The organism is Olleya sediminilitoris, from assembly GCF_016785945.1.
In the GTDB taxonomy this organism is placed as follows: domain Bacteria; phylum Bacteroidota; class Bacteroidia; order Flavobacteriales; family Flavobacteriaceae; genus Olleya; species Olleya sediminilitoris.
The window spans coordinates 118,175-134,554 of sequence record NZ_JAEMEF010000010.1 but is presented as its reverse complement, the minus strand read 5'-3'; the positions used below and the strand labels follow the sequence as shown (position 1 = coordinate 134,554).

The window sequence follows — 16,380 nt, the reverse complement described above, 5'->3', positions numbered from 1 at the left end:
CTAAACTTACTGTAACGGTAGCATCATCGCCTTCTGTTACGGTTACATCACTGATACTTACTATTGGAGCATCATCATTATCTAAGATAGTTACTGTTCCACTTGGATCTGTGTTACTCGTGTTTCCACTAGTTACCGTTCCGTCGACTGTAAAGTCTTCATTTGGCTCGTCTGTTGTATCATCTGTTGTTGGAATCACAACATCTACACTTGTATCACCTGCTGGGATTGTTACTGTAGTCGTTACTTCTGTATAGTCATCCGTGCCTGCTGTTCCGGTTGTCGTTACAATATCAACTACTGTATCAACACTACTTGGATTGTCTAAACTTACTGTAACGGTAGCATCATCGCCTTCTGTTACGGTTACATCGCCTATTGTGATATTAACTTTACATTCATCATCAAGAACTGTATCATTTTGCGCAGAACCAACAGTTTGACCATTATTAACATCGACATCACTTGGCACTCCTGTTGAACTGTTTACTGTTCCTATTAAAACTCCATTAGCATCAACAGATGAGCTATCAATAGCATCTCCTCCTTCAAAAGCATCAAAACATCCATCATTATCTGAATCTAAATCTAAATAATCAGGAGTACCATCATCATCAGTATCTACACTTTGACATGCTGACAAAATTAATTCAATTCCATCAGTACCTGTTCCAAATAATCCACCTTGAACAAATTCTAAAGTAAAACTTGAAATCTCACCATTTATCTGAAGTGATCCTGCTGCTGTTCCGTCCGGATCATTTTGAGTACTTTCTTGTGTATGACCAGAAGCTGCTGTAGGTAAATTAATACCTGAGTCAGAAGCTGTATTTGAAGTTACGTTAAAATCAGAAGTACCTGTCGATATTTGTGACCAACTTAAACCATTTAACAATGTTACTATAGCACCATTCTGAGTTGAAGCACCATCAGTTCCTCCTAATCTATCTAAATGTATAATAGGATTTGTTACAGTAATAGGATTACCTAATTCATCAACATAATTAACAGTAATAGAAGTTCCCCATACATAAGAACTTTCTAATGAAACTGAATTAGCTAATGTTTCTGACCAGAAGTCACCATTACTAAAGGACCCAGAAGTTAATGGTAACGAATTAGTCGTTGTTATTTCTGCTATAATTCCATTTCCAAAATCATATGAAGCTGTAGAGCCACTTATGTTCCAAGTACCTGATAAAATTTGAGAAGCACAGTATCCTTCGTTAGTATCTAAAATACCATCATTATCATTATCTAAATCACATCCATCAGGAACATTATCATTATCTATATCAATGGTATCATCAGAACCATTACAAATATCATTAGCATCAACAACACCATCATTATCTGAATCACATTGACCGTTTGAGTCAGAAGGGACTCCATCTTTAGAACCACCTACTGTTTGACCGTTTGTAGTGTTTACATTATTTGGAACTCCTGTAGTAGAATTAACTGCACCATCAAGAGAACCATCAGAATTAAGATTAGTTAATAAAATATTATCTCCACCTTCTAAAGCATCAAAACATCCATCATTATCTGAATCTAAATCTAAAAAATCTGGAACACCATCATTATCTGTATCTGTAGGCACACAATAGATTAACTCATAAAATTGCATAGTAACATTTGAGCTATTAGCAACCTCTTTACCTACAGTAATTGAAATTTCTGTTACTGGACCAAGTACTGACACTTGTACTGCATTACTAGGAGCGTTACCATTACTAGCACTACTTATTACTGTTTGCCCAAAAAACTCACCATTAGCTCCCAAATTTATATCTGTTAAGAGAACAGGTACATCATCACTTCCATTTAAAGCATTAAATTCAGCTACATCAGAAAAATCCAATCCACCAAATTTAAATTCAACATTGTATACTGGTTCTGAAAAAGTATAAGTATATACACCTACATCTCCAGAATAAAAACCAGTATTATTAGGCTGAGTATTAACATAAGCACCTGAAACACCTGCATTATTTTGACTACTAACTCCTGAATTCCAAGTAGCTGAACCTTGCAACTCGAATGAAGCATCTACAGTTACACCATTATATGAGTAAATATCAGTTACAAAAAAAGGATTTGAAGTATTATTACTGAAAGTACGTCCTAAATCAATAAAGTCTGAAGCACACTCAAAACCTTCATTAACATCTAAAATCCCATCATTATCATCATCTAAATCATCATTATCAGCTACACCATCTTCATCTGCATCATTTAACACAACAACAGTTACTTTTGCTGTATCACAGTTTGTAGGATTAATTGTTTCACATATTTGATATTCTAAAACATAGACACCTGCTTCAACAGATGCTGATACAGAAACTGCACCAGTAGAAGTATTTAAAGTAATCCCTGAGTCAGTAGAACTTACCTGAGTTAAAGTAACATCTGACAAAGAAGGAGAACCTGTTTGAAATACATCATTATTTAAAACGTTATTTATAACTTGACCACCAACGCCTTCTACTACTGTATTTCCTTGATCATTTACAGCTTCAATATTAGATGCTGCTCTAACCTCAAAACCACCAAAAAAACCAGCTCCTCTAGTTCCTCCAGTATTTCCTAAATCAGTATAAACAACTTGTATACTAGTGATTACTTTAGATCCAAAATCTATAACAGCAGATCCATCATCATCATCATCAGAAGATCCGCGAGTAATCGCAGATTGAATTGTATTATTTGTAACTGTATCAATTTCAGTATTAGCAGGATCTACTATTGTTATAGACACGGGATCACCATCATTACTTGTAATGAAAACTCTATCAATTCTATTTTGATTTTGATCAATATCAGATATTGTAAAACTAACACCTGTTACAGGTGCGCTAAAAACCAAATCTATAGTAATTGGTGAATCTTGATTAACTCTACCATTATCATTAGGATCTATAGCTATACCCAAATCATCTATACCTCCAAATTCACCACCAACATAATCTATTTGAGGATATGTACCCTGAGCACCATTAAAATAAACACCATCTGAGGGGTTTAAACTTGAAGTAATAGTTACAGAAACTGGATCATACCCAACAGGTGTTGTAAAAGGAATTGTTCCGGTAGTTGCACCAGGAGTCCAATTTGCTGTAGACCAATCTAAAGTAGATTGACCAAAAGTATTAATCACTGAAAATAAAGTAATTAATATAACCAATAAAGATTTATTGAATACAGAAGTATTCAATAATAATCGATTAGAAATTTTCATAATGAGAGAATTGATTTTTTTCTAAATTTTAATACAGGGCTTTTATTGCTGTGGTAAAAACCGCACAGCGAAAATATAACATAGATTAAGTTTAGGGTTGAGTTAGACACTTAAAAGTGTTGATTTTCGTTAAAGTGTCAAATATAACGTTGATGAACACAAATAAAAATTAAACAAAAAAAAATAAAATCATTCAATAATAGCACATAATCATGGGTTAAAAACAAAAAAAAACCGTTTAAGCGTGTGGTTTTTAAAAAAAATAAACTAATTGATTAATTCATCGGAAATTCCGACCATTGGAAGAGGAAAATACACACAAAAATCATTGTAAAACTGTAAAAAAAATATGAGTATTAAATTGAAAAAAAATAAAACTAAAATTCCAATTATTAACTGTAGAAAGGATAAAACTAATCAAGATTAACCAACCTTAAAACTTTTATATTTTATATTTGCACAAATTGATTTTAATGAAATTTTTAGAAGAAATACAAAGAAGAAGAACATTTGGAATTATATCACATCCAGATGCAGGAAAAACAACATTAACCGAAAAACTTTTACTGTTTGGAGGAGCAATTAATGAAGCTGGAGCTGTAAAAAGTAACAAAATAAAAAAAGGAGCTACAAGTGACTTTATGGAAATAGAACGTCAACGTGGTATATCTGTTGCAACCTCTGTATTGGCTTTTGAATATAATGGAATAAAAATCAATATTTTAGACACTCCTGGTCACAAAGATTTTGCAGAGGATACATTTAGAACATTAACTGCTGTTGACAGTGTAATAGTTGTTATTGATGTTGCAAAAGGGGTTGAGGAGCAAACTGAAAAATTAGTTGAAGTCTGTAGAATGCGTAATATACCTATGATTGTTTTCATCAATAAAATGGATAGAGAAGGTAAAGATGCTTTTGAATTACTTGATGAAATAGAACAGAAACTGAAATTAAAAGTAACACCACTAAGTTTTCCTATAGGAATGGGTTATGACTTCAAAGGTATTTACAATATTTGGGAGAAAAACATTAACTTATTTAGTGGTGATAGTCGTAAAAATATAGAAGACACCATAGAAATTAGTGATTTAAACAGTAATGAATTAAACACTTTAGTAGGTGACAAAGCTGCAGAAACATTACGTGAAGAAATAGAATTAGTTGAAGGAATTTATCCTGAATTTACAAATGAAGAGTATTTAAAAGGAGAGTTACAACCTGTATTTTTTGGATCTGCATTAAATAGTTTTGGAGTAAGAGAATTATTAGATTGTTTTGTTGAAATTGCACCAAAACCACGACCTAAACATAGTGAAGAGCGTTTAGTCAAACCTGAAGAAGATAAATTTTCTGGATTTGTATTTAAGATACACGCTAACATGGATCCTAATCACCGAAACAGATTAGCGTTTATTAAAATTGTTTCAGGTGAGTTTAAACGAAACACTCAATATCTACATGTTAGACATAATAAAAAAGTGAAATTTTCTAGCCCTAATGCTTTTTTTGCTGAAAAGAAAGAAATAGTAGACATTTCATACCCTGGAGATATTGTAGGCTTACAAGATACAGGAACTTTTAAAATTGGAGATACACTTACTGAAGGTGAGATACTGAATTACAAAGGGATACCAAGCTTTTCACCAGAGCATTTTAGATATATTAATAATGCTGATCCACTAAAATCTAAACAATTATATAAAGGTATAGACCAATTAATGGATGAAGGTGTAGCACAACTTTTTACGCTTGAATTAAATGGACGAAAAGTTATTGGTACTGTTGGAGCTCTACAATATGAAGTTATACAGTATAGATTAGAACATGAATATGGAGCAAAATGTACATACGAAAACTTAAATGTATACAAAGCTTGTTGGATTGAGCCTACAGACAAAAAAAATGATGAATACAAAGAGTTTTTAAGAGTAAAACAAAGGTTTTTAGCAAAAGACAAAAGAGGACAATTAGTTTTTTTAGCAGATTCAGCTTTTTCGTTACAAATGACTCAACAGAAATATCCTAGTATTAAATTTCATTATGTATCAGAATATGAATAAATAATTATTTTAAGAGCTTTTAAAAAACTTTTTAATAATAATCTATAAAACGGTAAGCAAACATTTTATTTTAACTTTAAAAGACTATATAAATAAGCTTCTGAAATAGAAATTATAAAAAAAAACTATTAATATTAATCTTTCAATTACTAATTACTATTAAATTAGTATTTAATAAAAAAACCTCTTTATAAAAATTATAAAGAGGTTTTTTTTATGCTTGACCAGTTGGACCAAAATTTAAAGGAATTGGTGGTTGTTCATAATCCTTAATTTCACCATGAGCTTTTTCAAAACGATTTACATTTTCACTTAAAGCTTTCATTAATCGTTTAGCATGTTGAGGCGTCAAAATAATTCTTGACTTAACTTTACTTTTAGGCGTACCTGGCATTATGCTAACAAAATCCACAACAAATTCTGATACTGAATGATTAATTATGGCAAGATTGGAATAAATCCCTTCTGCAATTTTTTCATCTAATTCAATATTAATTTGACCTTGTTTTGTTTTATTATCTTTAATATCTGACATTTAATTTATGTTTTAAACAAAGAATCCTGCATGTAAGCAGGATTCCTTTAATTATTATAATATAGAATTTAATCTATGAAACTAAAATTAGTTATAATTAACTTCTTGTTTAGCTTTCATCATTTGGTCAAATTCTTCTTTAGAACCCACAATTATGTTTTCATACGCACGCATACCTGTACCTGCTGGTATACGATGACCTACAATAACGTTTTCTTTAAGTCCTTCAAGTGTATCTACTTTACCACTTACCGCTGCTTCATTAAGAACTTTAGTAGTTTCCTGGAATGATGCTGCCGATATAAATGACTTAGTTTGTAATGATGCTCTTGTAATACCTTGTAAGATTGGCGTAGCTGTTGCTGGCTGTGCGTCTCTTGCTTCTACAAGTTGTTTATCTTCACGACGTAATATTGAATTTTCATCTCTTAATTGGAAAGCAGATATGATCTGACCTTCTTTTAAGTTTGAAGAATCTCCAGCGTTTTCAACCACTTTCATTCCGAAAATATTGTCATTTTCTTCAATGAAATCAGATTTATGAGCTAATTGATCTTCAAGGAAAATAGTATCTCCAGAATCAATAATTCTTACTTTACGCATCATTTGTCTTACAACAACCTCAAAATGCTTATCATTAATTTTCACACCTTGTAAACGATATACTTCTTGTACCTCGTTAACTAAGTACTGTTGTACAGCAGATGGTCCTTTAATATTTAAGATATCATTTGGTGTTACAGAACCGTCAGATAATGGCATACCAGCTTTGATAAAGTCATTTTCTTGAACCAAGATTTGACTAGATAACTTAACTAGATATTTTTTGATCTCACCTAACTTAGACTCTACAATAATCTCACGATTACCTCTTTTTATTTTTCCAAAAGAAACAACACCATCAATAGCACTAACAACTGCTGGGTTAGAAGGGTTACGTGCTTCAAATAATTCTGTTACACGTGGTAAACCTCCTGTAATATCTCCTGCTTTAGCAGACTTACGTGGAATTTTAACTAAGATTTTACCAACTTCAACTTTATCTCCATCATCAATCATTATATGTGCACCTACTGGTAGGTTGTAAGAACGAATTGCTTCACCTTTACCATCTTCTACAATAAGTGTTGGAATTAACTTTTTATTTCTAGATTCAGAAATTACTTTTTCTTGGAAACCTGTTTGCTCATCAATTTCAACTTGATAAGTTATACCTTGTTCGATATTTTCATATCTAACTTTTCCAGCAAATTCTGAAATAATAACTCCGTTATATGGATCCCAAGAACAAACAACATCGTCTGCTTTTAGTTTATCTCCGTTTTTAACAAAAACGTGAGAACCATAAGGAATATTATTAGTACTTAAAGTAATACCTGTCTTTTTATCTACTAACTTAAGTTCTGAAGTACGAGAGATAACTACATCTACTTCTTTTCCATCGTTATCTAAACCTTTTACAGTTTTAAGATCTTCGATTTCTGCAACTCCATCAAACTTAGCTACTAATTTATTTTCTTCTGAAATGTTACCTGCAATACCTCCTACGTGGAAAGTACGTAGTGTTAACTGTGTACCTGGTTCTCCAATAGACTGTGCAGCAACAACACCTACAGCTTCACCACGTTGTACCATTTTATTGGTAGCTAGGTTACGACCGTAACATTGAACACAAATTCCTTTTTTAGCTTCACATGATAATGGTGAACGTACTTCTACAGCTTCAATTGGTGAATTTTCAATTCTTGCAGCTACTACTTCATCAATTAATTGACCTGCTTCAGCTAAAACCTCTTCAGTTAAAGGATCGTAAACATCGTTTAATGAAATACGACCAACAATACGTGCTTCAAGTTTTTCAACTACTTCATCATTTTTCTTTAAAGCTCTTACTTCAACACCTCTTAATGTACCACAGTCTTCACTGTTTACAATTACATCTTGAGAAACATCAACTAAACGACGTGTTAAATAACCTGCATCAGCAGTTTTAAGTGCTGTATCGGCTAATCCTTTACGAGCTCCGTGAGTTGATATAAAGTATTCTAAAATTGAAAGACCTTCCTTAAAGTTAGATAAAATCGGGTTTTCAATAATAGATCCTCCTCCTGCTGTAGATTTTTTAGGCTTAGCCATTAATCCACGCATACCTGTTAACTGACGAATCTGTTCTTTAGAGCCACGAGCTCCAGAATCAAGCATCATAAATACCGAATTGAATCCTTGCTGATCTTCTCTAATACGTTTCATTGACAGTTCTGTCAATTCTGCATTTGTTGAAGTCCAAATATCAATAACTTGGTTATAACGTTCGTTATTGGTAATTAATCCCATGTTATAGTTACCAGTAATACCGTCTACTTTAGTATTTGCAGCATCAATCATTGATTGCTTTTCTGGTGGGATAATAATATCTCCTAAACTAAATGATAAACCACCTCTGAAGGCAAAGTTATATCCTAAAGTTTTAATTTCATCTAAGAATGCTGCAGTTTCAGGTACACTAGTTACTTTTAAGATATTACCAATAATATCTCTTAAAGATTTTTTAGTTAATACCTGGTTAATATAACCTGCTGCTGCTGGTACTTTTTCGTTAAATAATACACGTCCAACAGTAGTTTCAATAATCTGGTAAACTAACTCACCAGCTTCATTGAAATCTTTTGTTCTTACTTTGATACCAGCATTTAATTCTACTCTTTTTTCATTGTAAGCAATTGTTACCTCTTCAGCTGAGTAAAAAGTTAATCCTTCTCCTCTAACTGGTACTTCTGGAGTAGAATATCTGTGCTTAGTCATGTAGTAAAGACCAAGTACCATATCCTGAGAAGGTACCGTTACTGGAGATCCATTTGCTGGATTTAATATATTGTGAGATGCCAATAATAATAATTGACATTCTAAAATCGCTTCAGGTCCTAATGGTAAGTGGACAGCCATTTGATCTCCATCAAAATCGGCATTAAATGCAGTACATACTAATGGGTGTAATTGTATTGCTTTTCCTTCTATTAACTTAGGTTGAAACGCTTGAATACCAAGTCTGTGTAACGTAGGAGCACGATTTAAAAGAACTGGGTGTCCTTTTAAAACATTCTCTAATATATCCCAAACAACTGGTTCTCTTTTGTCTATAATTTTCTTTGCAGATTTTACTGTCTTAACAATACCTCTTTCAATTAATTTTCTAATTACAAAAGGTTTGTAAAGCTCTGCAGCCATATTTTTTGGTAAACCACACTCAAACAATTTAAGTTCTGGTCCAACAACAATTACAGAACGTGCAGAATAATCAACACGCTTACCAAGTAAGTTTTGACGGAAACGTCCTTGCTTACCTTTAAGCGAATCTGATAATGACTTTAATGGTCTGTTAGAATCTGTTTTTACTGCAGAAGATTTACGTGTGTTATCAAATAATGAATCTACTGATTCTTGTAACATACGTTTCTCATTACGTAAGATAACTTCTGGTGCTTTAATTTCTACTAAACGCTTTAAACGGTTATTACGAATAATAACACGACGGTATAAATCATTTAAATCTGAAGTTGCAAAACGTCCACCATCTAAAGGCACTAAAGGTCTTAATTCTGGCGGAATAATTGGCACTACTTTCATGATCATCCATTCTGGACGATTCTCTCTATTCTCATTAGACTCACGTAAAGCTTCAACAACTTGTAAACGCTTTAAAGCTTCCGTTTTACGTTGTTTAGATGTTTCAGTATTAGCTTTGTGACGTAACTCGTAAGATAACGCATCAAGGTCAATTCTTGCTAATAAATCAATTAAACACTCAGCTCCCATTTTAGCAACAAACTTGCTTGGGTCAGTGTCATCTAAATATTGATTATCTTGAGGAAGCGTTTCTAAAATATTTAGGTATTCTTCTTCAGTTAAAAAGTCTAATTTTTGTAAAGGTTCACCTTCTTCATTTTTAGCGTTACCTGGTTGGATTACTACATAACGTTCGTAGTAGATAATCATATCTAATTTCTTAGATGGTAATCCTAATAAGTATCCTATTTTGTTAGGTAAAGAACGGAAATACCAAATGTGTGCTACTGGCACAACTAAATTAATATGTCCAACTCTGTCACGACGTACTTTCTTTTCTGTTACTTCAACTCCACAACGGTCGCAAACGATACCTTTATATCTAATACGCTTATATTTACCACAAGCACATTCATAATCCTTTACAGGACCAAAAATACGCTCACAGAATAAACCATCACGTTCTGGTTTATGTGTACGATAATTGATAGTTTCTGGTTTTAAAACTTCACCTCTAGACTCTGCTAAAATAGACTCTGGTGATGCTAAACCAATAGAGATTTTATTAAACCTCTGTACTGTATTCTTATCTTGTTTTTTTGCCATAATTCTTATAGTGTTCAGTTTGTAAAGCAGTTTTAAGGTTTAAATTAAAACTGCTCGACTCACTTAAAATTATTCTTCTAATCTAATGTCTAATCCTAATCCTTTCAATTCGTGCATTAATACGTTGAAAGATTCTGGTAATCCAGGTTCTGGCATTGGTTCTCCTTTAACAATAGCTTCGTAAGTTTTAGCTCTACCAACTACGTCATCAGATTTTACTGTTAAGATTTCTCTTAACGTTGCTGATGCTCCATAAGCCTCAAGTGCCCAAACTTCCATTTCTCCAAAACGTTGACCTCCAAATTGTGCTTTACCACCTAAAGGTTGTTGAGTAATTAATGAATATGGTCCTATTGAACGAGCGTGCATCTTATCATCTACCATGTGCCCTAATTTAAGCATGTAGATAACTCCTACTGTTGCAGGTTGATCAAAACGATCTCCTGTTCCACCATCATATAAATATGTATGACCATATCTAGGGATACCAGCTTCATCAGTTAACTCGTTGATTTGATCAATTGTTGCACCATCAAAAATTGGAGTAGCATAAGTACGACCTAAGTCTTGTCCAGCCCAACCTAAAACGGTTTCATAAATCTGTCCGATGTTCATACGAGATGGTACACCTAATGGATTTAATACAATATCAACTGGAGTTCCATCTTCTAAGAAAGGCATATCTTCTTGACGTACAATACGTGCAACAATACCTTTGTTACCATGTCGTCCTGCCATTTTATCACCTACTTTTAACTTACGTTTTTTAGCAATATAAACTTTAGCTAATTTAATGATACCAGCTGGCAACTCATCTCCTACTGATATAGTAAACTTCTCACGTCTAAGAGACCCTTGTAAATCGTTTTCTTTAATCTTGTAGTTGTGAATTAAATCTGCAACTAATTTGTTAGTATGGTCATCTGTTGTCCATGTACCACCAGTTAAGTGGGTATAATCATCAACAGCATTTAACATTTTTAAAGTGAATTTTTTACCTTTTGGTAATACTTCTTCACCTAAGTCATTGTATATACCTTGAGATGTTTTACCGTTTACAATAGTGAAAAGTTTTTCAACTAATACAGACTGTAATTCATCAAATTTAGTATAATATAAATTCTCTAACTTGTTAATATCCTCTTTGTCCTGAGCTCTCTTTCTTTTATCTTTTACTGCTCTAGAGAATAATTTTTTATTAATAACAACACCATGTAATGATGGAGAAGCTTTTAATGAAGCATCTTTAACATCTCCTGCTTTATCTCCAAAAATGGCACGTAAAAGTTTTTCTTCTGGTGTTGGATCAGATTCTCCTTTAGGAGTAATTTTACCAATTAATATATCTCCAGGTTTAACTTCTGCTCCAATACGGATCATACCGTTTTCATCAAGATCTTTGGTAGCCTCTTCAGAAACGTTAGGAATATCATTAGTTAACTCTTCGTTACCTAATTTTGTATCTCTTACATCAAGAGAATACTCGTCGATGTGTATAGATGTAAAAATATCTTCACGAACAACTTTTTCAGAAATCACAATGGCATCCTCAAAGTTATACCCTTTCCAAGGCATGAAGGCTACTTTCATGTTTCTACCTAAAGCTAATTCACCTTTTTGAGTGGCATAACCTTCAGATAAAACTTGACCTTTAGATACTTTATCACCTTTTTTAACGATAGGTTTAAGGTTTATAGAAGTACCTTGGTTAGTTTTTCTAAATTTAACTAATGGATACGTTTTAATATCACTATCAAAACTTACTTTAGCTTCATCATCAGTTCTTTCGTATTTAATTACAATTTCGTTTGCATCAACGTATTGTACAACACCTTCACCTTCTGCATTAATTAAAACACGAGAATCAGATGCTACTTGTCTTTCTAATCCAGTTCCAACAATAGGAGCTTGAGGACGTAATAACGGTACTGCCTGACGCATCATGTTTGATCCCATCAATGCACGGTTAGCATCATCATGTTCTAAGAAAGGAATTAATGACGCTGATATAGATGAAATTTGATTTGGTGCTACATCTGTATAATGAATATCTTTTGGATCCATTACTGGGAAGTCACCTTCCATTCTAGCAATTACCTTATCATGTAAAATTTTACCGTCTTCATCAACTTTTACAGTTGCTTGAGCGATTAATTTTTCTTCTTCTTCTTCAGCACTTAAATATGTTGGAGCACTTTTAATATCAACAACACCATCTGTAACTTTTCTATAAGGAGTTTCAATGAATCCCATTGAATTTACCTTAGCGTACACAGATAATGAAGATATTAATCCAATGTTCGGTCCCTCAGGAGTTTCAATTGGACAAAGTCTTCCGTAGTGAGTATAGTGAACATCACGAACCTCGAATCCTGCTCTTTCTCTAGATAAACCTCCAGGTCCTAATGCAGATAAACGACGTTTGTGAGTAATCTCGGCTAATGGATTAGTTTGGTCCATAAACTGAGACAACTGGTTTGTACCAAAGAAAGAATTAATTACTGACGACAACGTCTTAGCATTAATTAAGTCAATAGGTGTAAAAACCTCATTATCACGAACGTTCATACGTTCACGAATAGTACGTGCCATACGAGCAAGACCAACACCAAACTGAGATGATAACTGTTCTCCTACTGTACGAACACGACGGTTAGATAAGTGATCAATATCATCAATCTCTGCTTTAGAATTAATAAGCTCGATTAAGTATTTTATTATAGTAATGATATCTTCTTTAGTAAGCACTTGCTTATCCATTCCGATATCTAATTGTAATTTTTTGTTCATTCTATAACGACCTACTTCACCAAGAGAGTAACGTTGGTCACTAAAGAATAATTTGTCAATAATACCACGTGCAGTTTCTTCATCTGGCGGCTCAGCATTACGTAGTTGACGGTAAATATGTTCTACAGCTTCTTTTTCAGAGTTTGTTGGATCCTTTTGAAGTGTATTATGTATAATTGCGTAATCTCCTTGTTGAGCAGTTTCCTTGTGGATAAGGATAGTTTTTACATCAATTTCAAGAATTTCTTCAATATTTTCTTTATCTAATTCTGTATCACGATCTAAAACAATTTCGTTACGCTCAATAGATACAACTTCACCTGTATCCTCATCAACGAAATCTTCATGCCATGTGTTAAGTACACGTGCAGCTAGTTTACGACCAATAATTTTTTTAAGACCTGATTTAGAAACTTTAACTTCTTCAGCAAGATCAAAAATTTCTAATATGTCTTTATCACGCTCAAAACCAATAGCTCTAAAAAGAGTAGTTACAGGTAACTTTTTCTTTCTATCAATGTAAGCATACATTACTTGGTTAATATCTGTAGCGAATTCTATCCATGATCCTTTAAAAGGAATAACTCTAGCTGAATATAATTTGGTTCCATTTGCATGGAAAGACTGTCCAAAAAAGACACCTGGAGATCTATGTAATTGAGATACTACTACACGTTCTGCTCCGTTAATACAAAAAGTACCTGAAGGAGTCATGTAAGGTATAGTTCCTAAATACACATCCTGGACAATGGTCTCGAAATCCTCATGTTCAGGGTCTGTACAATATAACTTTAACCTTGCTTTTAGCGGAACGCTATAGGTTAGTCCTCTTTCAATACATTCTTCAATAGCGTATCTTGGTGGATCAATAAAGTAATCTAAAAATTCTAAAACGAATTGATTACGTGTGTCTGTAATAGGAAAGTTTTCCATGAAGGTGTTATATAAACCTTCATCACCTCTTTCTTCAGATTTTGTTTCTAACTGGAAAAAATCCTGAAAGGATTTAATCTGAATATCCATGAAATCTGGGTACTCTGTTCTATTTATTATAGACGAGAAATTTAATCTTTCAGCTTGTGTTACTAACATCAATGGACGAAATTTTGATTAAAAAAATATTATTTTATATAGCTAATCACTATATACGACAAATGGTTTAGGTCGTAAAGCGCATGCTTCAGACCTAAACCTTTGTAAAATTATGTGGTAAGCTTACTTAAGCTCAACCTCTGCTCCTGCTTCTTCTAATGAAGTTTTTAAAGCTTCAGCTTCGTCTTTAGACACTGCTTCTTTAATTGGGCTTGGTGCACCATCAACTAATCCTTTAGCTTCTTTTAAACCTAAACCAGTTAATTCTTTAACTAATTTAACTACTGCTAATTTAGAACCACCAGCTGCCTTTAATATAACATCAAATTCAGTTTGCTCTTCAGCAGCATCACCTCCTGCAGCAGGACCAGCTGCAACAGCTACAGCAGCAGCTGCAGGCTCGATACCATATTCATCTTTTAAAATAGTAGCTAACTCATTTACTTCTTTTACAGTAAGGTTAACTAATTGTTCTGCGAAATCTTTTAAATCTGCCATTTTTCTATCGTTTTAATAATTTTTTAATATATAATTGTAAAAGTGCGTTCTTTTAAAATTATCCCTCTTTTTGAGATAATGTTTTTAAGATACCTGAAAGTGTTCCTCCACTAGATTTAAGAGCTGAAACAACGTTTTTAGCTGGTGATTGTAATAATCCAATGATATCACCAATTAACTCTTCTCTAGACTTGATGTCCACTAACATATCTAACTGGTTATCTCCTAAATAAACAGCTTCTTCAATAAAAGCACCTTTTAATAAAGGCTTTTCAGATTTTTTTCTGAAAGCTTTGATTAATTTAGCTGGAGCATTTCCAGTTTCAGAATACATCACAGATGTATTTCCTTTTAATACAGATGGTAAATCTCCGAAATCTCTATCCGAAGCTTCCATCGCTTTTTCAAGTAATGTATTTTTTACAACAGATAATTGTATGTTTGCTTTAAAACAAGCACGACGTAAGTCTGATGTAGTTCCTGCGTTTAAACCTGATATATCTGCTATGTAGATATTAGAATTGTCAGCTAATTGTGCAGTTAAGTCTTTAATTACTTGTGATTTATCTTCTCTTGTCATAATATAAAGTTTTTAACTACTTAACCTATTTTAGTATCAACAGCTATACTAGGGCTCATTGTAGAAGACATAAAAATGCTTTTTACATAAACTCCCTTTGCAGTTGTCGGTTTAAGTTTCATAATTGTTGTTAATAATTCGTTTGCGTTATCTTGAATTTTATCAGCACTAAAAGATGCTTTTCCAATTGAAGCGTGAACGATACCAGTTTTATCAACTTTAAAGTCAATTTTACCAGCTTTAACCTCAGTAACAGCTTTTGCAACATCCATTGTTACAGTACCAGTCTTAGGGTTAGGCATTAAACCACGAGGACCTAATACACGACCTAAAGGACCTAATTTACCCATAACGCTAGGCATAGTAATGATTACATCTACATCTGTCCAACCGCTCTTGATTTTATCAAGGTACTCATCTAAACCTACATAATCAGCACCAGCTTCTTTAGCTTCTGCTTCTTTATCTGGAGTTACTAATGCTAATACTTTAGTGTCCTTTCCAGTTCCATGAGGGAGAGATACAACACCTCTAACCATTTGATTAGCTTTTCTTGGGTCAACCCCTAAACGAATTGCTAAATCAACTGATGCGTCAAACTTAGTATTAGTTATTTCTTTTACTAATGCTGAAGCATCTTGTAAAGAATATACTTTATCCTTTTCAATTTTTGCTACAGCTTCTTTTTGTTTTCTTGTTAATCTTGCCATTTTTAAAATCTTTTTAGGTTAATTTGGTGCATCACCACCTTTAACAGTTATACCCATAGATCTTGCAGTACCAGCAATCATCTTCATTGCAGAATCTATAGTAAATGCGTTTAAATCTACCATTTTGTCTTCAGCAATAGTTTTGATTTGATCCCAAGAAACTTTTGCAACTTTCTTTACGTGTGGTTCTCCCGAACCTTTCTTTACTTTGGCCGCTTCTAATAACTGTACAGCAGCAGGTGGAGTCTTAATTACAAAGTCAAATGATTTGTCTTTGTAAACAGAAATCACCACTGGTAAAACTTTACCAGCTTTATCTTGAGTTCTAGCATTAAATTGCTTACAAAACTCCATGATATTTACTCCTGCAGCACCTAGAGCGGGTCCAACCGGTGGCGAAGGATTCGCTGCACCTCCCCTAACTTGTAGTTTAACTACTTTTCCTAGTTCTTTTGCCATTTTAAATAAATTAATTTGAT

9 protein-coding genes are annotated in these 16,380 nt (G+C 33.2%); 1 reads left to right on the top strand and 8 read right to left on the bottom strand.

What is annotated here, in order from left to right; all coding sequences use genetic code 11:
* Window positions 1-3,244: beta strand repeat-containing protein (locus JAO71_RS11880; protein WP_203000993.1), on the bottom strand; the 3,244-nt coding region annotated here is incomplete at its 3' end.
* 473 nt (window positions 3,245-3,717) lie between these two features.
* Between JAO71_RS11880 and JAO71_RS11875 the strand changes: the two genes are divergently transcribed.
* Complete coding sequence (locus JAO71_RS11875) at window positions 3,718-5,307, top strand: peptide chain release factor 3 (RefSeq protein ID WP_028606823.1); 1,590 nt, start codon at window positions 3,718-3,720, stop codon at window positions 5,305-5,307.
* A 214-nt stretch (window positions 5,308-5,521) separates the two neighbouring features.
* On the opposite strand, the gene JAO71_RS11870 is transcribed toward JAO71_RS11875, so the two are convergent.
* The 7 genes from JAO71_RS11870 to rplK form a co-directional block, all read right to left on the bottom strand.
* The gene (locus JAO71_RS11870; RefSeq protein ID WP_028290291.1) at window positions 5,522-5,842 is read right to left on the bottom strand and encodes a DUF3467 domain-containing protein; all 321 of its coding nucleotides are present in this window, start codon (window positions 5,840-5,842) and stop codon (window positions 5,522-5,524) included.
* Between the two features lie 87 nt (window positions 5,843-5,929).
* Window positions 5,930-10,231: a DNA-directed RNA polymerase subunit beta' gene (gene rpoC / locus JAO71_RS11865; protein ID WP_054851741.1), complete on the bottom strand. Its 4,302-nt coding sequence runs from the start codon at window positions 10,229-10,231 to the stop codon at window positions 5,930-5,932.
* A gap of 69 nt (window positions 10,232-10,300) precedes the next feature.
* Window positions 10,301-14,113, bottom strand: coding sequence for a DNA-directed RNA polymerase subunit beta (gene rpoB, locus JAO71_RS11860; protein ID WP_028290293.1), 3,813 nt, complete (start codon window positions 14,111-14,113; stop codon window positions 10,301-10,303).
* A gap of 123 nt (window positions 14,114-14,236) precedes the next feature.
* Complete coding sequence (gene rplL / locus JAO71_RS11855; RefSeq protein ID WP_028290294.1) at window positions 14,237-14,611, bottom strand: 50S ribosomal protein L7/L12; 375 nt, start codon at window positions 14,609-14,611, stop codon at window positions 14,237-14,239.
* A gap of 58 nt (window positions 14,612-14,669) precedes the next feature.
* Window positions 14,670-15,191: a 50S ribosomal protein L10 gene (rplJ, locus tag JAO71_RS11850; RefSeq protein ID WP_028290295.1), complete on the bottom strand. Its 522-nt coding sequence runs from the start codon at window positions 15,189-15,191 to the stop codon at window positions 14,670-14,672.
* Window positions 15,192-15,211: 20 nt separating this feature from the next.
* Window positions 15,212-15,901, bottom strand: a complete 690-nt coding sequence (rplA, locus tag JAO71_RS11845; protein ID WP_028290296.1) for a 50S ribosomal protein L1 — start codon at window positions 15,899-15,901, stop codon at window positions 15,212-15,214.
* Between the two features lie 18 nt (window positions 15,902-15,919).
* Complete coding sequence (gene rplK / locus JAO71_RS11840) at window positions 15,920-16,360, bottom strand: 50S ribosomal protein L11 (RefSeq protein ID WP_028290297.1); 441 nt, start codon at window positions 16,358-16,360, stop codon at window positions 15,920-15,922.
* Window positions 16,361-16,380: the final 20 nt, after the last annotated feature.

Bases quoted from the DNA above. Each gene is read 5' to 3' on its own strand.
- rplA (WP_028290296.1), bottom strand. From the start codon at position 15,901: ATGGCAAGATTAACAAGAAAACAAAAAGAAGCTGTAGCAAAAATTGAA.
- rpoB (WP_028290293.1), bottom strand. From the start codon at position 14,113: ATGTTAGTAACACAAGCTGAAAGATTAAATTTCTCGTCTATAATAAAT.
- rplJ (WP_028290295.1), bottom strand. From the start codon at position 15,191: ATGACAAGAGAAGATAAATCACAAGTAATTAAAGACTTAACTGCACAA.
- JAO71_RS11875 (WP_028606823.1), top strand. From the start codon at position 3,718: ATGAAATTTTTAGAAGAAATACAAAGAAGAAGAACATTTGGAATTATA.
- rplL (WP_028290294.1), bottom strand. From the start codon at position 14,611: ATGGCAGATTTAAAAGATTTCGCAGAACAATTAGTTAACCTTACTGTA.
- JAO71_RS11870 (WP_028290291.1), bottom strand. From the start codon at position 5,842: ATGTCAGATATTAAAGATAATAAAACAAAACAAGGTCAAATTAATATT.
- rplK (WP_028290297.1), bottom strand. From the start codon at position 16,360: ATGGCAAAAGAACTAGGAAAAGTAGTTAAACTACAAGTTAGGGGAGGT.
- rpoC (WP_054851741.1), bottom strand. From the start codon at position 10,231: ATGGCAAAAAAACAAGATAAGAATACAGTACAGAGGTTTAATAAAATC.